The 17983-nt window shown below is 69.7% G+C and carries 14 protein-coding genes; 7 read left to right on the top strand and 7 right to left on the bottom strand.

What is annotated here, in order from left to right:
* The first annotated feature begins 8 nt into the window (after window positions 1-8).
* From ACGFWE_RS05635 to ACGFWE_RS05655, 5 genes are all read left to right on the top strand, one after another.
* Window positions 9-1307 carry an SLC13 family permease gene (locus ACGFWE_RS05635; RefSeq protein WP_393598074.1) on the top strand — a complete coding sequence of 433 codons (1299 nt, stop codon included), beginning with the start codon at window positions 9-11 and terminating at the stop codon, window positions 1305-1307.
* 356 nt (window positions 1308-1663) lie between these two features.
* Window positions 1664-2179 carry a hypothetical protein gene (locus ACGFWE_RS05640; protein ID WP_393598076.1) on the top strand — a complete coding sequence of 172 codons (516 nt, stop codon included), beginning with the start codon at window positions 1664-1666 and terminating at the stop codon, window positions 2177-2179.
* Window positions 2180-2256: 77 nt separating this feature from the next.
* Window positions 2257-3690 (top strand): flotillin family protein, encoded by a 1434-nt coding sequence (locus ACGFWE_RS05645; RefSeq protein WP_393598078.1) that lies wholly within the window; start codon window positions 2257-2259, stop codon window positions 3688-3690.
* Between the two features lie 270 nt (window positions 3691-3960).
* Window positions 3961-4188, top strand: a complete 228-nt coding sequence (locus tag ACGFWE_RS05650; protein ID WP_393598080.1) for a hypothetical protein — start codon at window positions 3961-3963, stop codon at window positions 4186-4188.
* A gap of 99 nt (window positions 4189-4287) precedes the next feature.
* Window positions 4288-4788, top strand: coding sequence for a CBS domain-containing protein (locus ACGFWE_RS05655; protein WP_393598081.1), 501 nt, complete (start codon window positions 4288-4290; stop codon window positions 4786-4788).
* A 30-nt stretch (window positions 4789-4818) separates the two neighbouring features.
* Here the strand turns inward: ACGFWE_RS05655 and ACGFWE_RS05660 are convergent, their stop codons facing one another.
* From ACGFWE_RS05660 to ACGFWE_RS05680, 5 genes are all read right to left on the bottom strand, one after another.
* On the bottom strand, window positions 4819-5313 hold the full coding sequence (locus ACGFWE_RS05660; RefSeq protein ID WP_393598083.1) for a hypothetical protein: 495 nt from the start codon (window positions 5311-5313) through the stop codon (window positions 4819-4821).
* A 278-nt stretch (window positions 5314-5591) separates the two neighbouring features.
* A complete protein-coding gene (locus ACGFWE_RS05665; protein ID WP_393598084.1) occupies window positions 5592-5954 on the bottom strand; it encodes a hypothetical protein in 363 nt (120 codons plus the stop codon).
* A 93-nt stretch (window positions 5955-6047) separates the two neighbouring features.
* Window positions 6048-10946: a DNA repair ATPase gene (locus ACGFWE_RS05670; protein WP_393598086.1), complete on the bottom strand. Its 4899-nt coding sequence runs from the start codon at window positions 10944-10946 to the stop codon at window positions 6048-6050.
* Between the two features lie 76 nt (window positions 10947-11022).
* On the bottom strand, window positions 11023-13056 hold the full coding sequence (locus ACGFWE_RS05675; protein ID WP_393598088.1) for a flotillin family protein: 2034 nt from the start codon (window positions 13054-13056) through the stop codon (window positions 11023-11025).
* Window positions 13057-13137: 81 nt separating this feature from the next.
* Window positions 13138-13623, bottom strand: a complete 486-nt coding sequence (locus tag ACGFWE_RS05680) for a hypothetical protein (protein ID WP_393598089.1) — start codon at window positions 13621-13623, stop codon at window positions 13138-13140.
* 246 nt (window positions 13624-13869) lie between these two features.
* Between ACGFWE_RS05680 and ACGFWE_RS05685 the strand changes: the two genes are divergently transcribed.
* A complete protein-coding gene (locus tag ACGFWE_RS05685; protein WP_393598091.1) occupies window positions 13870-14928 on the top strand; it encodes a PucR family transcriptional regulator in 1059 nt (352 codons plus the stop codon).
* Window positions 14929-15051: 123 nt separating this feature from the next.
* Here ACGFWE_RS05685 and ACGFWE_RS05690 read toward each other — a convergent pair whose 3' ends face one another.
* A complete protein-coding gene (locus ACGFWE_RS05690) occupies window positions 15052-15642 on the bottom strand; it encodes a TetR/AcrR family transcriptional regulator (protein ID WP_393598093.1) in 591 nt (196 codons plus the stop codon).
* Window positions 15643-15763: 121 nt separating this feature from the next.
* Here ACGFWE_RS05690 and ACGFWE_RS05695 point away from each other — a divergent pair, with 121 nt between their 5' ends.
* Window positions 15764-16411, top strand: a complete 648-nt coding sequence (locus ACGFWE_RS05695) for a peroxiredoxin-like family protein (RefSeq protein ID WP_393598095.1) — start codon at window positions 15764-15766, stop codon at window positions 16409-16411.
* Between the two features lie 30 nt (window positions 16412-16441).
* Here the strand turns inward: ACGFWE_RS05695 and ACGFWE_RS05700 are convergent, their stop codons facing one another.
* Window positions 16442-17014, bottom strand: a complete 573-nt coding sequence (locus tag ACGFWE_RS05700; RefSeq protein ID WP_393598097.1) for a DM13 domain-containing protein — start codon at window positions 17012-17014, stop codon at window positions 16442-16444.
* Window positions 17015-17983: the final 969 nt, after the last annotated feature.

The following is a 17983-nucleotide window of genomic DNA, read 5'->3' on the forward strand; positions in this document are numbered from 1 at the left end:
GGAGGATCGTGAACGGCTGGCAGAGTTGGGCGGCGATCGTCGTCTTCGTCGCGACGTACGGCCTGATTATCAGCGAGAAGATCCACCGCGTGGGGGCAGCCCTCGGTGGCGCCGCGCTGATGCTCGCCATCGGCGCGACCGACGACAAGTCGGCCTTCTTCTCCGAGCACAGCGGTGTCGACTGGAACGTCATCTTCCTGCTCATGGGCATGATGATGATCGTCGGAGTGCTCAAGAAGACCGGCATGTTCGAGTATCTGGCCATCTGGTCGGTGAAACGGGCACGGGCCAAACCCTTCCGGGTGATGGTCATGCTCATCGTGATCACAGCGATGGCCTCGGCGCTGCTCGACAACGTCACCACGGTCCTGCTGATCGCCCCGGTCACCTTGCTGGTGTGCGAGCGCCTGTCCCTGCCCGCAGCCCCGTTTCTGATCGCCGAGGTGTTCGCATCCAATATCGGCGGCATCGCGACCCTGGTCGGCGACCCGCCCAACATCATCATCGCCAGCCGGGCCGGCCTGACCTTCAACGACTTCCTGGTCCATCTCGCGCCGCTCTCCGCGATCCTGGTCGTCGTGCTCATCGCTCTGTGCCGCTTCCTGTTCCGCAAGTCCTTCGTCTACGACGAGGCGCGCGCCGAGGAAGTCATGGCGCTGGAGGAGCGCGAGGCCATCAAGAACCCCCGGCTGCTCGTCCAGGGGCTCGTCGTACTCGCCCTGGTCGTCGTCGGCTTCGTGCTCCACCCGGTGCTGCACTACGAGCCCAGCGTCGTCGCCCTGCTGGGCGCCGGCCTGCTGATCGCAGTGTCCGCCGTGGAGACCGGCGAAGTCCTGGGTGAGGTCGAGTGGCCCACCCTCGCGTTCTTCGCCGGGCTGTTCATCATGGTCGGCGGTCTGATCGAGACCGGCGTCATCGGCGAGGTCTCCAAGGCCCTCGCCGACGCCATCGGGGACAACGAACTCGGCGGCTCCATGCTGATGCTGGGCGCGTCGGCCGTGCTCTCCGGCATCGTGGACAACATCCCCTACGTCGCGACGATGGCGCCAATCACCAGCGACCTGGTGCAGTCGATGGGCGGATCCGGCGGCCACGTCATGTGGTGGGCCCTGGCCATCGGCGCCGATCTGGGCGGCAACGCCACCGCGATCGGCGCGAGCGCCAACGTGGTCGTCCTGGGCATCGCCGAACGCAACCGGCAGCCCATCTCTTTTTGGCAGTTCACCAAATACGGCCTGGTCGTCACCGTCGTCACCGTGGCGCTGTCGGCGGGATACGTGTGGCTGCGCTACTTCGCGCTCGCCTGAACTGGAGCTGACCGACGGCGCGGTCGGGTTTCCCCAGCCGCCGTGCGAGGTCCCGGCAGCACGACCGGGCGAGGAAGCCGCCCCGAGCGGACGTTCTCGAAGGAGGCCCCAGAGCCGAGGCCTCCCGCCCGGAGGCCGTGCGCGTCCTCGCCCTGAGACTGCCGCCCCGCACGAGCGCGCCAGGACCCGGCCGCATTCCTTGGCCGTCGGCCGCGCTTCGGGGAGACGGTCCGCAGACGCGTGGGCCAGGCATCAAAGGCGCGTAAAGACTGCCGGAATCCGGCAATGACTGCCGTAGAGACGCGTGAGACCCTCGCCGTGACGTGCCGTGAACGACAGCGGGGAGGTGAAGTTCCGTGACTCTGTTTCTGGGTCTTGGCATCACAGGTCTCATCCTGCTGGTGCTCGCGCTCGTCTTCGACGGTGTCCTCGAAGGGTTCTTCGACGGCGTCGGCGTGCTGGACGGGCTGTTCGACGGGCTGCTGTCGCTTCCGGTCATCGCCGGGTTCGTCTCGATGCTGGGCTTCGGCGGGGCGATCGTGCTGGGCACGACGGGTCTCGGGGCCGGCACCGCGGCCGTCGCGGGTGCGGGCGCGGGAGTCGGGGCGGGCTGGCTGACCTGGCGGCTCAGCCGGGCTCTGATGCGGGAGGAGCCCGGCACCACCCCGCGCGGCACGGACCTGGTGGGCACTTCCGGCTCCGTGGTCACACCGATCCCGGCCGACGGCTACGGCGAGGTGCTGGTGTACCTGGCGGGCCAGCCGGTCAAGTACGCCGCGAAAAGCGCAGGCCCCGTCGAGCGCGGCACCGAGGTGTGGGTCGAGGAAGCCCTGTCGGTGACCTCCGTGGCAGTACGCCCGGTCGACCGCTGAGTTGTGTCCGTTCGTCGTTGCTGTTTGTTCGATCCGCCCCGCCTCAGGGGGTTGGGTTCTAAAAGAGGGGCATTGTCATGAGTCCTGTCCTCGTCGCGGTCGTGGGAGTCGTCGTACTCCTGGTCCTGCTGGCTCTGGTTGTCGTCACGCGTTACAAGGTGGCCGGTCCCAGTGAGGCGTTCATCGTCACCGGGCGGCGCGGCAAGAAGGCCACCGACCCAGAGACCGGCCGGATCTTCACCGACAACAGCGGGCAGAAGGTCGTGGTCGGTGGCGGCGTGTTCGTCGTGCCGTTCGTGCAGCAGAAGTTCACCCTCGACCTCTCCTCGCGGCACATCCCGGTCGCGGTGCGCGGCGCGGTTACTCTCCGCGGTGTCAAGGCGCACCTGGAAGGCGTCGCCATCGTCAAGGTCGGTGGCAGCGAGGACTCCATCCGTGCCGCCGCGCAGCGGTTCTTGATGCAGCAGGACGGCATCGTCGGCTTCACCCAGGAAGTGCTCTCCGGTGCGCTGCGGGCCATCGTCGGCCGGATGTCGGTGGAGGACATCATCCGCGACCGGGCCGCGTTCGCGGGTCAGGTCGCTGAAGAGGCCGAGGCGAGCCTGTCCGGGCAGGGCCTGGTGCTGGACGCCTTCCAGATCCAGGACATCAGCACCGAGGGCTCCTACCTGGAGGACCTCGGCCGCCCGGAGGCCGCCCGCGCCAAGCAGGAGGCCGACATCGCCGAGGCCGTCGCCCGGCGGGCTGCCGAGCAGGCGCGGCTGAAGGCCGAGGAGGAGATCGCGATCGCGCAGCGGACGTTCGCGCTGAAGCAGGCCGAGATCAAGGCCGAGACGGACGAGGCCGCCGCCCGCGCGGCTGCGGCGGGACCGCTGGCCGAGGCCGCCCGCTCGCAGGAGGTCCTGAGTGAGCAGGAGAAGGTCGCCGAGCGGCAGGCCGCGCTGACCGACCGCGAACTGGACACCAAGGTCCGCAAGCCCGCCGACGCCGCCCGCTACCAGGCCGAGCAGGAGGCCGAAGCCCGCCGCATCGCCCTGGTCAAGCAGGCCGAAGCGGATGCCCAGCGGTCCCGGCTGACCGGTGAGGGCGAGAAGGCACACCGCGCCGCGCTCGCCGACGCCGTCCGTATCGAGGGTGAGGCCGAGGCCGCCGCGATCGGCGCGAAGGGCGCCGCTGAGGCCGAGGCAATGCAGAAGAAGGCGGATGCCTTCGCGCAGTACGGCGACGCGGCCGTGCTGCAGATGCTCGTCGAGGTTCTGCCCCAGGTCGTCGCCAAGGCGTCCGAGCCGCTCAGCGCCATCGACAAGATGACCGTCATCTCCACCGACGGCGCCTCCCAGCTCTCGCGAACCGTCGCCGACAACGTCGCCCAGGGCGTCGAACTCCTCAGCTCCACCACCGGGGTCGACCTTGCCGAGCTGCTGAAGAACATCACCCAGCGGACCGGCGGGACACAGTCCGCCGCCGCGGCGCCCGTCGAAGCTAACGGAAAGATCGAGGTCACCAGCTGACATCAGGGCACCCGGTGGCGCAGCGCGTCCGGACGGTTCTCGAACCGTCCGGACGCCGACCCATGGGCAGGCGCCCCGACGGGGGCGGTAGCCGCACAAATCCTTCAGCTGTCGGGCGACACCCGATATGGAGCGTGAACCTTGTTCCCCTGGCTGTGGCTGATCGGCTGGTCAGCATTCGCCCTCCCCCTGGCGATCGCCTCGTTGCGGGGCTGGGCACCTCGGCGCGTCCGACGTCGTACGAGCCCGTGGGGCATCCGCGTGAGAGGGGTGGCGCTGCTGGTGATCTGGGTCGGCGGGCTGGTGGTTCCCCTGCTGCGGTTCAGCGGCCTGGACACCGAGGACACCACATTCTTCGGGTCGATGATGGAGGTCGGCGTGCTGATGTTCGCCGCCGGACTCATCGGCGGATCACAGCTCAGTGAGCGGTTCCACCGGCGGACTGTGCGCTCTCAGGCAGCCGAGCAGGCACCCGACAGCGCCGGGCAACCATGGTGAGCTCGGCCACTGTGTGGTTCCGCGCCAATGAGCTGGCCCGTGCCGTGAAACCGTACGACGCTGAGCACAGGAACATTTCCAGTGGAAGAGGAGCCCGCCGTGCGCGCTCGTGACCTGGCGGTCGAATACGAAACGGTGAGCGTCGACAGCGACGCCATGGACGCTGCCCGGCTGATGGCGGAGCACAAGCTGCCGGGGCTGCTGGTGCTCGACGAGCGGGGCGAGCCAAAGGCGATCCTTCCCGCCTCCCAGATGATCAAAGTACTGGTGCCCGCCTACGTCGTCGAAGACCCGGCCCTCGCCGCCGTCGTCGACGAGAAGCACGCCGACCGGCTCTGCCAGGCACTGGCCGGCCGCCGTGTCGGGGACTGCCTGTCCAGCAAGGCGGCCCCGCCGCCGATCGCCGACCCCGACTACACCGCACTGGAGGTCGCCGCGCTGATGGCACAGGTACGCAGCCCATTGGTGGCGGTCGTCGAGAAGGTCAAAGCCGGACCGGGCGGCCGGGAACCAGGCAGTACCCGCTTGCTAGGCGTGATCACGGCCTCGCACCTCCTGCACGAACTGCTGGGCGCGGCAGGGGCGTTGAGCACAACGTAACCGCGCCAATGAAACTCGCGCGTGTGCCGACTACCCAAGGCCGGAAGCGCGCAGGATCTCCCGGCACACCTCGGCGTCGATCCGTCTGCCCAAACGCTCCAGGACCGGCATACCGCACCGCAGCGTGCCCTGTTCCAGGGCACGGCGTGCACCGCGTTCGAGGTGGTGCCACAACAGGGGATTAGTGATCAGGACCCTCGGATCCAGCTCCAGTCGGCCGCCGGATGTGTCACTCAGGACCAATCGCTGCGTGATCCCCTCGGACATCCTCACGGCCACGAGGCGGTCTGTTCGCACCCGGCGGCGGCTCACCAGCCCCCGTGAGTCGAGGCCGCCGTCCTGCGCGCTCACACGTGGCGGCGTCAGAACGACCCAGAACAGGACGGCGAGCGCGGCCCATCCGGCCAACCGCATCGCGGTGAGTCCCACGAGCCCCCAGTCGAGCAATACCAGCGCCCCAAAGAACACGGCGCCGCAGATCACCGCGCTCCGCATCTCCCGCGCCCAGTAACGGTCATGGATCACACCGGCGTTCTCCGTACGGCAGGTTCCACCGGTCAAGGCGCGCTTTCGACTGTGCCGTCCCATACGGGCCAGAGTAGACACGCCTGCCTGGGGTGTCTCCCACCATGACAGAGCGGCCTCGGGCCGTCGGGTCAACCGATCCCACCGGCCTCAGCGCCACGACATACGCGCAGACAAACCCCACCTGTGCAAGAAGCACGGCGCAGTGTGGACGGTGTGTTGTCCAGGCCACTCGGTCCTGAGGCACCCGGTCCTGAGGCAGGCACACGCCGCGCGGCTCACCGGGGACGGGGTTCCATGCAGACTCTCGGCTGCCGTTCGAGCGCCCGCCGCAGCGCGCGCCGCCCGGCTGTGGAGGTGACGCCGAGCTGCACCCCTTGCGTGTAGCGGACAAGGAGAGCCCGGTAGACGGTGCCGTACGAGAACGTCGTCAGCAGTCGGACGCTGGTGATGTGGTTCAGGTCGACGGAGCGCACGCCGGTCAGGGTCCGTGCGGTCATCCTGGTTGCGCTGTGGCGCGCCGGCGGGCGTTCCTCGCACAGCTCGCTGAGCAGGAGGAAGGCGAGAGGACAGGTCAGCAGGCCCAGTGCCACAGCCGCCTCGGCCAGGACGCCGGCGGCGAAGGCAGCACGAGCAGCCACACTGCCAGACCCGCAGCCGCACGTGCCCGACGGCGGACCGTGCCGACGTCGGGCGGTTGCCGGGGCAGCGGTGCCGGAGGGGTGCGCGGCACTTCAGAGCTCCTCGTGACCCGAGCGGGCCGCGTGCCGGGCGGCGGAGTGGGCGATCGGGTGGTGTGGGTCGGCGGCGCGGTTGATCGCCGTCTCGACGGCCGCAACACGGTCGGCGAGCAGCCCGAGGGTGGCCACCGCGCGGGTGAGGGGGGCTTCGTCCGGTCCGCCCAGGGTCTGGGTGCGGACGTACGCTGCTTTCACCTCGGCCCAGCGCAGCGCCTGTTCAGCCGTGAGCGTGCCGCGCAGTTCGGCGAGTTTGAGCAGGTTGGCCTCGGCGCCGGTGGTGAGGGTCTGGGCCTCGGCACTGTAGTGGTCGTGGACCAGCGCGGCGAGTTCGGTGTCGTTCATGACCGGCTGGATGCGCTGGGCGATCTTGTTCATGTTGCGGTAGGAGCCCTGGAGCTGGAAGGGCGGTTCGGTGCGGGCGGCGTCGGTCTGGGCGGCGGAGGCGATGTAGGCGGCGTTGACGGCGAGGACTGTGTCGCGAGCCGCCAGCAGGTGGCGCAGTACGGCCAGGATCCGCTCCAGTTCGGCGGGCGCGTACGAGTGGGTCAGCCGGTCGGCGCGGGCCGTCGTGTCACCTTCGGCGAGGCGGATCAGCAGGTCGAGGTCGGTGCGGCCGCGGCCGGTCAGCGGGGCGAGGACCGGGTTGGCCGTGAGCGCGTTCTCGATGAAGCTGAGCGCGAAAACGTCCTGTTTGCCGGTGAGGACGTCGCCGAGGTTCCACACGTCGGCGCGGTTGGCGAGCATGTCGGGGACGCGGAAGCGGCTGCCGGACTCGGTGTAGGGGTTGCCGGCCATGCAGACGGCGAACCGCTTGCCGCGCAGGTCGTAGGTGCGCGGCTGGCCGTCCCACACGCCCTCGACGCGGCGGGTGGCGTCGCACAGCGGGATGAACTTCTGCAGCAGTTCGGGCGAGGTGTGCTGGATGTCGTCCAAGTACAGGAGCGTGTTGTTGCCTGCCGCCAGCGCGAAGTTGATCTTCTCGACTTCCTGTCGGGCGGTGGCGTTCGGGGCCTCGGCCGGGTCGAGTGAGGTGACGGCGTGCCCCAGTGCCGGGCCGTTGACCTTCACCAGGATCAGGCCGAGGCGGTCGGCGACGTACTCCATGAGCGTCGTCTTGCCGTAGCCCGGCGGGGAGACGAGCAGGAGCAGCCCGCCGGTGTCGGTGCGCTTGGATTCGCCCGTGGTGCCGAGCTGCTTGGCGAGGCTGTCGCCGACGAGGGGCAGGTACACCTCGTCGATGAGCCTGCTTCGGACGAAGGCCGACATCACGCGCGGCCGGTATTCATCCAGGCGGATGCGCGTGCGCTCGGCAGCCACCAACGCCGTACGTCGGCGCTGGTAGGCGCGGTGGCCGGTCACGTCATGGGTGCGGAACGCGTGTGTCCGGGAGAGGAGTTCGTCGACACGGACGGTGAGTGTGCCGGCGGTGATGCGGGGATGGGCGCCGAGGAGCCCCTGGACGGTCTCGGTCAGTGGCGCGTCGGACTCGTGGCGGGGCAGGCCGGGGCAGAGCTCGGCGGCCACGGCCTCGGCCAGGTCGCCGGCGGTGATGTCCGTGCCGGTGGCGGCGGTGTACGAGGAGAGCCATGCCTCGACGAGCTGCTTGCGTGCGGCCAGGTCGCCGAGTGCGGCGAGGTCCTCGTCGTAGGCCGAAGTGCCCACCGTACGGCGGAACTTGTCGAGCAGCAGGCGGGCGCCGGCGCTGATGACGAAACCGTCGGGGCCGCTGGTCAGCTCCTCGAAGAGGTACGCGGCGGCGGCATCGGCGACGTCTCCGGTGATCGCTTGTGCCAACTCCCTCTGCAGGTCGCCGATGGCGGGCGCGAGCCCGAACACATCCCGGGCTCGGGCCAGCGACACCGCGCGCCGGGTCCAGCTCTCGCGGTTGTCCTCCGTCGTACCGTGTGCCCAGAACAGCTGGGCGGTGGCGCGGGCGGCGGGCTCGTGGCACAGCATGCCCGCGCCTTCGTGCAGGCGCAGGAGTGCGGCGAGGATCAAGGTGGCGTCGTGGTCGTGGACGCCGCGCTCGTACCCCTCGTCGTACGCCGCCTCCGCCGCTTGCCGGACCAGTGCGGGCAGGTCGGCCTCTGCCAGGGCCGCCGGGCCGTGTTCGTCCAGAAGGCGGGCGGCGAGGTGCTCGGCGCGGTAGACCTGCGGGGACTCCGAGGGCAGCGGGCGGTCCCAGTACCGGCGGGTGGCCGTGAAGTCGGGGTCCCTGACCGGCGAGCGGTAGTCGGTGCCGGTGAGCGCGAAGGCGAGGGTGTCGCCGTGCGGGACCAGGGTCAGGTCGAGGGGCTGGGTGTTGACGGCGAAACGGTGGGTGCCCAGGCGCAGGGTGCGGCCGTCGACGGTGTACAGGTCGGTGCGGTCGCGCAGGGCGCGCAATGCCTCCTGGCGGGCAGTCTTCAGCAAGCCGTCCAGTTCCTCCGCCCTGACCTGGTCGCCGAGTTCGCGCAGCTCGTCGGCGAGGCGGCGGACCTTGGCGGTCATCGGGTCAGAGGTGAAGTACGTGGCGATCGCGTCCGCGTCGGCGAGCGTGCCGGCGCGGCGGGCGACTGACTGCAGGACACGCCTCGCCGAATCGGCCAGGCGCTCGCAACGCCGGGCGCGGGCGTCGGCGAGGGTCTGCTTACGGGCGGAGAACGCCTCGTGGACCTCGTCGCGCTTGTCCGCCAGCTCGCCGAGGAAGTCGTCGAACTCGGCGAACCGGGACTCCAGATTCTCCAGTTGCACCAGCAGGCGGGCGAGTTGCTCGTCGCACCCCTCGGGGCTGTCGGCTGCCGCCAGCGCACCGATGACGGCCTGGCCGAGCAGCGCGAACTCAGCGGCGAACTCGGCCCGCCCCTCGCGGTCGAGGAGGGCGCGGCGGCGCCCGTCGAGCCTGGCGCGGGCGCGGTTGACGCCGCCGAGGACCTCGGCGATCCGCTCGAGGATGGACGTACGGACGCTGGCGTCGCCGATGTCCAGCGCGGCGACGACCTCGGTCACCGTGTGCAGTCTGTCGGCGAGGTCGTCGAGACGGGCGGCGACGGGCGCGGCCTCGGCGACGGTGGCGATCGCCTCCGCGTCGGCCACGAGCTGCTCGATGTCGGTTTGGTGGTCGGCGAAGGCGTCCTCGCGGGCGAGATGGGCGACGGCCCGCTGCCCGAAGGTGGCGAGGTCGGCCTCGGCGTCGGCGGCCAGTTCATCGATGCGGGCGGTGTCCGCGTACCGCATGTCCTTGAGGGTGAGCAGGTGGCCCTCGGCGTGGCGCAGTTCGGTCAGGCCGCTCACCCAGGCGGCGGCGCTGCGCGGGGCCTCGCCGCGCAGGCGTCGAACGACCGCCGCTACCCGTGCGGCGGCTTCGGCCAGCGCGTCGGCGGCCTGGCGGGTGAGGGTCTGGACGGTCTCGAACTCGGCCAGCACCTGCTCGGCGGTGGCCCGCACCTGGCTGAGCGGCTCGTGCAGATCGCCGAGCTCGGGCTCTCCCAGCCAGTGGTAGGAGTCGGTGGCCCGGACGCAGGCGGCGGCCAGTGCCTCGTACACCTCGCTCGTCGGCTTCGTCTCCGTGACGGCGCGCGTGATGGAGAGGCAGTCGGAGATGCCGCGCACGAGGTCGGCGTTGCCGACACGGGCAAGCGGGCCGGTGCCGACCGGCTTGGCGGCGGCATAGGTGTCGGAGACGTACGGGGAGTTCCACACCTGGAGCGGGTGCACACGCTGCGGTTCGTCATGGTCCGCGCGCAGCACCATCAGCGTGCCGTCGTCGAAGTGGGCCCAGCCGTGGCAGGACAGCGGGTTGGCGACCTCCTTGCGGATCATGTTGTAGGGCAGCAGCAGACTGCGGCCTTCCACGCGCGCGTGGAAGGCGAAGAGGACGTCCTCGCCGTTCGGAGAGCGCACCTCGCGCTCGAACTCCAGGTCCGTCGCGAAGAGGTCGTAGGTCTTGTGGGCGCCGGCGGCCAGACAGTAGCCGCCGGGGAAGACGATGCCCTGGTCCTCGGGCAGGCGGCGGCACGCCTGCCCGATGCCGTCGAGGCGTACGACGCTCTTCGTGAGCGTGTTGAAGACCAGGTACCGGTAGGTGTCCTCCTTGTACGGGCGGATCCGCAGCAGGATCAGGGCGCCCACGCGGGCGTACGCGATATCGGCGTCGGCAAGGGACTGCAGGGGCTCCTCGACCGGCTCGGAGTAGATCCCCTCCCCCGCCTCGGTGTCGTCCTCGGCCTTGACGGTGAGGGCGCCGCCGAGGGTGTCGACGAAGACCTCGCCTTCGACGGACACGTGCGGGTGGCGGCCCAGGACGTGGTCCTCGCGGGTCGTCTGCGTCCACGCGAAGTCGTGGGAGGGCGGGAAGACGTGATCCCGGTCGCCGCGCGCGTCCAGGAAGGCGGCGCGACCGTCCTCGGTGACCGCCCAGCGCAACACGCGGATGTCGCCGGGCTTGTCACCGGTCTGGAAAACAGCCAGCACCTTGCCGTCGACGCGGCGCAGCTGGAGCAGGTGGGCCTGGCGGTAGTAGCGGTAGAGGGCCGCGAACTCCCGTACGAAGGCGGGGTCGTCGAGCAGGCCCGGCACGGAATCGTCGGGCAGCCGGTTCAGGTCGCGGTCGTGCAGGGCGAAGACGTCACTCACGGTCGTCTCCGGCTTCACGTCGAGGAAGACGTTGTAGCCGAAGAGCAGTACGCCGCCGACGGAGACGATGTCGCGGGGCACGCAGGCGTGCTCGGTGCGCAGCCGCTCGGTGCCGGCGAGCTCCAGCCGCGTCGAGCCGAACTCCTCGGTGCGGCGGGCGTTGAGCGCCTCGGCGCGCCGGGCGAGCTCGGTGGCCTGTGCGGTGAGCCGGTCGCGCAGTACCTCGTAGGTGCCGGTGTCGACGGCGTCGTAGGTGCCGGTGTCCAGGCCGGTGGTCATGGGATCCCTCTCGGAAGTCGAACGGGGCGGTACGGAGCTGCCGTCCCCTGTGCGGCAGCTCCGTACCGCCGGCCTGTCAGCCCTTGGCGCTGCCGTTCAGGGCGGCGAGCGAGGTGTCGGCGACACCCAGTTCACCGGCCTGGTCGAGGAGCTTGCGCAGTGCGGAGGCATCGGCCCCGCCCGTCTTCATCAGCTTCATCAGCAGCGCGGAGACGGTCAGGTTCTGCACGTCGGCCGTGGAGACCGAGCCGAGGATCCGGCTCAGGTCGTCGGTGAAGCCCGAGGTGCCGTCCAGCCAGGGCTTCGCGAGGGCCTGCGCGGTCTCGGAGTGCTGGACGAAGCCGTCGACGCTCTTGCCGAGGGAGATCGAGGACATCAGCCGGTCGAAGAAGACCGACTCTCCGCCGACGATGTTGATGTCGGCGTTCTCCAGCCCGGTGGCGAGCACCGTGGCCTGCGCCTCGGCGACCTGGCGCTGCACGTCGAGCCCGGCGAGCCGGATGTCCTTCTCGGCCTGCAGCCGCAGCCGGTACTCCTCGTGACCACGGGACGCGTCGTCGAGCGCGGCCATCGCGGCGGCCTTCTCGGTCAGACCGGCCGCTTCGGCCTTCAGCTTCGCACCGATGGCCTCCGCCTCGGCCAGCGCCTGCGCCTTGGTGCCCTCCGCCTCCGCGAGCATCCGGGCCTGGGTCGCCTCGGCCTCCGCGCGGCCGGCCTTCTCGATGACCTCGGCCTCCTTGTCACGGACCTGCACGGCGGCCAGCCCCTCCGCCGCGGACTCCGCCTGGACACCCTCGGCCAGGCGCAGCTTGGCCCGTGCGTCGAGGTCGGCGCTCTTCAACCGCGCCTCGGCCAGGGTCAGTTCCTCAGCGGCACGGTGGGTGGCGGCCTGCTCGGCGGCCTCCGCGGCCTTGATGTCCTTGACCAGCTTCTCCTGCGCCTCGGCCTCGGCGGCGATGATCACCGTCTGCCGCTGCCGCTCCGCCTCCTCCACCGCGCGCAGCTTCTTGATGGACTCCTCCTGCTCGGCGACCGTACGGTCCACCGCCACCCGCTCCCGGATGACCTCGGCGATCTCCCGCTTCTGTGCCTCGACCTCCTTGGAGGCGGCGATCCGGGTCAGCTCGGTCTCCCGCTCCCGGGCGATGACCTCGAGCAGCCGGTCCTTCTCGATGCGCTCGTTCTCGATGGCGATGACCCGCTCGCGGTTCTTCGCGGCGACGGCGACCTCGCGGGCCTGGTTCTCGCGCTGGATGCCGAGCTGCTCCTCGGTCTTCAGGAACGCGCCCTGGGAGCGCAGCCGCTCCTCCTCCACCACCCGCGCCGTCTCGGCCTCCTCCCGGGCCCGCACGGTGCCGATCTCCCGGCGCTGTTTGATCTCGGCGTCGGCCTGGCGGCGCTCCAGCTCCAGGATGGCCTCGCGGGCGTCGACGTTCTGCCGGGTGATCTCCTTCTCCTCGGTGCGCTGGAACTCGTTGGTGCGTACGTGCTCGATGGCCGTCAGCTCTGTGATCTTCCGGATGCCCTGGGCGTCCAGGACGTTGGCCGGGTCGAGCTGGGTGAGCGGCGTCTGCTCCAGGTAGTCGATCGCCGCGTCCTCCAGGTGGTAGCCGTTGAGGTCGACGCCGATGACCTCGATGATCCGGTACCGCAGCTCCTCGCGCTTGGTGTAGAGGTCGGTGAAGTCCAGCTGCTTGCCGACGGTCTTCAGTGCCTCGGAGAACTTGGCGTGGAACAGCTCCTGCAGCGTGTCCCGGTCGCTGGCCCGCGCGGTGCCGACGGCCTGGGCGACCTTGATGACGTCCTCGACGGTCTTGTTGACCTTCACGAAGAACGAGATGCGGATGTCGGCGCGGATGTTGTCCTGGCAGATCAGCCCCTCCTTGCCGGCCCGGGTGATCTCGATGGTCTTCACCGAGATGTCCATCACCTCGGCCTTGTGGAGAACCGGCAGCACGATCTGCCCGGTGAACGTCACGTCGACCTTGCGCATTTTGGAGACGATCAGCGCCTTGCCCTGCTCCACCTTGCGGAACAGTTGTGAGACGACGAGTACGACAACGAGGCAGACGGCGACGAGCACGCCGATGCCCACGATCATGGCAGTCATGGCATACGTCCTTGAGGCGTAAGGGAGTTGAGCACGAAGAAGGAAGGGGCCGGAGGTGAGATCCGGCTCAGGCGTCGGGGCTCAGGCGGCGCGATGCCGCGCGGTGGCGCGGGTCGCGCCTCGGTAGGGATCGCGGCTCCCGGCACCTCGTAGCCCGGTGTTGTCGCCGCCCGTGCGAGCCTCGCTCAGCACGGACTGCGCGGGTTCATCCGGACAGAGGCGGTGCAACGGCCGCACGATCAGGCAGGTCGCAGCCCAGGCCGCCGGCAGAGCGCCGACAGATACGGCCAGGTGCAGCAGCCAGGTGACAGGTCCGGAAGGGGCGAACACGGCAACCACGACCGCCGCGCCGACACTCAAGGACCAGCCGAGCACCGTCAGCACAGAGAAGGCGACCGCCACCGGCACCCCGCCCATACGCCATGCCCGCAGGTCCACGTCCGTGTCGAAGCTGCCGACGCCGACGGCACCCACCGCGACCAGGAGCCAGAAGCAGACGACCACGACGAGGGCGGCGGTCAGCAGGATCGTGGGCAGGCCCGTGGCCGCTGTCAGAACTGTCCGCATCCCCTGATCCCCCTCTCCGCCCGCGACGCGCATCTGCCGGCTCCGACGGCACACGGCCATTCCGGGGCTCGGTGCCGGGCACCTGCCGGTGTCCGGCACCGGAACCATCCGCCGTGCTCCCCGCAAGCCATGCTGCACGATCCGATCGCGGCCGCGCATTGCCGGTTCCCGGCAGTGTTCAATAGGGTCTGCATGCCGGTGACCGCTAAGAATCCGTCAACGGCACATCAAAAACCGGGGGACGACGTGACGGACCGGGACCTTCCCGAGCAGTACCTGGACGGTTACGCCGAGATCCTGGCCGAGGTATCAGCCACCGGCCGACGCCTCACCCGGGACGAGGTCGCCTCCCGCCGCGCCCTGGGTGAGCAGGCCGCCGAGGCAGGGCACGGGCTGCGCGCACTCGTCAGCGCCCATCTGACCGCCGCCCGCACCGCCTGGCCCAGCTCCCCCGGATCCTCCGACAGCGCGCTTGCCGCCGTGCAGCAGGTCATCGACGCCTTCGCTGAAGGATACGAACGCGCCCAGCTTGTCGCTGTCCGCCAGGAAGAGGCCGCCCGCCGGGAGTTCATCGATGACCTCCTCTACGGCCGCAGCGACCTCGGCCGCCTCGCCGAACGCGCCGAACGCTTCGGGCTGCGCCTCTCCCACGCGCACGCCGTCGCCGTCGCGCAGGGACCGACGGCGTACGACGAGGGTGACCCGGTGCCCCGGCAGGTGGAACAGGCGCTCATCTCCCGCTTCGGCGACCGCAACGTCCTGCTCACGACCAAGGACGGCCGCCTGCTGTGCATCGCTCCCGGTCAACAGGACGAGGTACTCGCCCACTTCGCCAAACAGGCCCACGCCGCCACCGACGGCGGCCGAGTCGCCATTGGCCGCCCTCAGCCAGGTCCGGGGGGCGTCGTCCAGTCCTACGAAGAGGCCCTGGGCGTCCTTGAACTGGCCGAGCGCCTCGACCTCGACGACCCCGTCCTGCGCGCCGCCGACCTGTTGGTCTACCCCGTGCTCACCCGTGATCGCCAAGCCATGGCCGACCTGGTCGCCGACACTCTTGGCCCGCTCACCACCGCCCGCGGTGGTGCCCAGCCTCTCCTCGACACCCTCACGGCATACTTCGACTCCGGCTGTGTCGCCGCCGAGGCCGCCCGCCGTCTCACCCTGAGCGTGCGCGCCCTGACCTACCGCCTGGAACGCATCCACAAACTCACCGGCGCCAACCCTGCCGACCCCACCCACCGCTACATGCTTCAGACGGCCGTGATCGGAGCCCGGCTTCTGGACTGGCCGGCCAAAGACGTCTGACACAGCCCGCCGCCACGGTCGGGCGGGCCGACAGCGCGTACGACGATCACAACCGTCCGCACGCCCCCGCCCCCACTCGCATCGAGCCCCGAGCCCGCTCCCACGCCGCGCCGCACTGCCCGGCTACGCGGCCCCCAGCGCATCGAGGGCCCCGGTCACGGTCCTTGTCAGCTCCCCGGCGTCGGCGCCTGCACGGGAGCGCAGATTGACCCCGTAGGCGACCAAGGCCAGCAAGTCGGCCGCAGCCCCGGGGTCGGTGCCGGGTCTGAGCTCCCCCTTGGCCTCGCCGGCGACGAGCGCCGTGCGCAACGCCTCCCGTAGCTCCGCGTGGTGCCGGTCGAGGACGGCTCGGATGTCGGGGTCACTGTTCGCGTCGCCGACGTGAGCGTTGGAGACCATGCACCCCCAGCGGGCATACGCACCGGAGCAGCGGGCCTCGATCAGCGCTGCGAAGAAGTCGTGAACAGCAGGCAGACCGCGGCCGTCTCCCGCCAGGCGGCTGAACGCCGGCCGGGAGCGCTGCTCGACGTACCGGCGCAGTGCGGCGCGGTACAGCTCCTGCTTCCCGCCGAAGGTGGCGTAGAGGCTGGAGCGGTTCAGGCCGGTCGCCGTCACGACGTCCTGGATGCCTGTCGCCTCCACGCCCTGGCGCCAGAACAGCCGCATCACCGTGTCCAGGGCCGCGTCGGGGGCGAAGTGTTTGACGTCCGGCATGTCTCAGTCCTCGGCATCTTGAAATGAGGGTTCCAAGATACCGCCACGCCCGCTATCTTGAAACGGTCGTTCCAAGATGACGGAACACGACATGACCGGCACTCCAGGAGGAACCTTCCCGATGACCCTCAACGCCGAGCTGCACGCCTTCTACACAGCCCGCCAGCAGCAGATCCCCGCCGACATACGGCAGATCATGCACCGGGCGGGCCGCGAACTCGCCGAATCGGGTCAGGCCGACCGCGCTCTGGCCGTCGGCGCACAGGCCCCTGCCTTCCGCCTTCCGTCCGCGACCGGCAACCCCGTGAGCCTGGCCGACCTGATCAAGACCGGCCCCGTCGTCCTGACCTTCTACCGTGGCGCCTGGTGCCCGTACTGCAACATCGCCCTGCGCGCATTCCAGCAGCACCACGACGAGATCACCGCACGAGGGGCCCACCTCGTCGCCGTATCCCCGCAGGTCCCCGACGAGTCCCTCTCCCTGGCCGAGAAGCACCAGCTCACCTTCAGCGTCCTCAGCGACGTCGGCTCCGACACGGCCAAGCAGTACGGCCTCGCCTTCGACCTCCCCGACGACCTCGCAACCGTCTACGACAAGCTCGGCTTCGACCTCCAGCGCGTCAACGGCGGCCACCCGCGCACCCTGCCGCTGCCCGCCACCTACGTCATCGACCGCGAGGGCGTCATTCGCTGGGCCTTCGTCGACACGGACTACACCAAGCGCGCCGAACCCGCCGACGTCCTGGCGGCCCTCGATGCCCTGGGCTGAGTGCCAGTCGGGGCCGCCACAAGCGGACCGTCAGACTCGGGCGAGTTCGGCCGCACCGAACGACACGTCGAAACGGTCGCACCAGATGCTCACGCTGCGGTAGTCCGAGGGAGTAACGCCCTTGGGCAGCACGTAGTTCTGGCTTCCCTTGTTGCCCTTCAACTTGCCGAGGCTCACGTACTTGCCGTCGTCGAAGACATGCCAGCCGGCCTTCCCCTGCTTCACCTGCGCGTCGGTCAACCAGACACGCAGGTCCGGCCCGTTGCTGGTGTCGAGGTTCTCCAGACGGACGACATGGGAGCCGTCAGCCAGCCGTACGAGCTTCACCGTGCCCGAAGTCGCATGCTCGTGACTGATCAGCTCACCACTGGCCAGCACCTGCGGACCGGTAGCCGGGGAGGGCGGCGCGAAGGTCTCTTCCGTGGGCGCCGCGGCAGGAGGAGCGGACTCCTCCACGACCCCGGGCAGGGCCTCCTGGACGGTCTCGTCCTGCCACAGCTTCCAGGGCTGAAACCAGTACAGCCCGAAGCCGACTGCCCCGACCGCTACCACCACAACCGCGCTGACCCACGGCCTGGTCAATGCCTTCCGCACGCGCCCCATCCCCGCTCGCCTCTTGAGATTTTCCTGTTGCGCTCCCATTCAACGGGCACGGGCGGCCGTCCCCCACCCCCCAGCTGATGACGGAATCCTTACGTCGCGCCGTCGGCCACGGGGGCGGGGGCGGGGGCGGGAGGCATCCCACCTCCTCGTCGAGCACTGCTACCAGGGGTCTGCGGTATCCCGCCCCGACGTTACTGGGGGTGGGCAACCTAGCCTGTTGCGCAAGGCATGGATGCCAGGTGATGAGTGCCACCGCGCCAGTTGCGGCGCAGGACCGCGGGCCCAGCCAGCCAGCCAGCCAGCCAGCCAGCCAATGGCAACGCATTACGGAAGGCAGAGGTCGTACGCGTCCCGCAGGTCGCTGTAACGCCTCAAACGCCTCCCACCGTCCGCAGCAGGGCGAGCCCGATCGCGAGCTGCCACGCGTTCCCCCTCAGCGGTTACCTAGCCGGGCCCGTCATGCACGGTGCGGGCGTTGCCAGGCAGGGTTAGCGATCTTGGGTTGCCTTTGCACCTTGTCGCGGGTTCCGGAAACCTGACCCGTCGTCACCTGTCATCACCCCTGCTCATTCCTACCGCACTTGGATCGCGCTGAGAGCTCGGAGCTGCGGACTGTGTGGACGGACGCCCTTCGCCTGCTCCCTCCGCGCCATCGACGAAGGGTGGTCGCACGTTCCGGATTGGGACGGCCTACTGAAGGGGGCCGTAGGCCGCCGAAGCGGCTGGCCTTCGCGGCCGACCGGGAACGGCATAGACAGCATGGAGCAGTTCCGCAGAAGAGAGTGGCGTAGATCACTCCGAAAAGTGGAACCTACGCTGACGCTTTACGTGTGCTTTGTAGTTTCTTTGCCGTTTTTTCCTTCGATACGTTCACACCAGCACCACAAGACGGTGTGTCAGATACGCATGAGACGGGGGAATCGTGGCAACTCACAGCTCTGCGCCGGGAAGGCGCAGACGGTCGGGGGC

The sequence above is a fragment of the Streptomyces sp. NPDC048523 genome (assembly GCF_043199815.1).
Classification (GTDB): Bacteria; Actinomycetota; Actinomycetes; order Streptomycetales; family Streptomycetaceae; genus Streptomyces.

What these genes read in the sequence shown, in the direction of transcription:
- ACGFWE_RS05695 (WP_393598095.1), top strand. Translation starts at nt 15,764, where the DNA reads ATGACCCTCAACGCCGAGCTGCACGCCTTCTACACAGCCCGCCAGCAG.
- ACGFWE_RS05645 (WP_393598078.1), top strand. Translation starts at nt 2,257, where the DNA reads ATGAGTCCTGTCCTCGTCGCGGTCGTGGGAGTCGTCGTACTCCTGGTC.
- ACGFWE_RS05675 (WP_393598088.1), bottom strand. Translation starts at nt 13,056, where the DNA reads ATGACTGCCATGATCGTGGGCATCGGCGTGCTCGTCGCCGTCTGCCTC.
- ACGFWE_RS05680 (WP_393598089.1), bottom strand. Translation starts at nt 13,623, where the DNA reads ATGCGGACAGTTCTGACAGCGGCCACGGGCCTGCCCACGATCCTGCTG.
- ACGFWE_RS05700 (WP_393598097.1), bottom strand. Translation starts at nt 17,014, where the DNA reads ATGGGGCGCGTGCGGAAGGCATTGACCAGGCCGTGGGTCAGCGCGGTT.
- ACGFWE_RS05690 (WP_393598093.1), bottom strand. Translation starts at nt 15,642, where the DNA reads ATGCCGGACGTCAAACACTTCGCCCCCGACGCGGCCCTGGACACGGTG.
- ACGFWE_RS05670 (WP_393598086.1), bottom strand. Translation starts at nt 10,946, where the DNA reads ATGACCACCGGCCTGGACACCGGCACCTACGACGCCGTCGACACCGGC.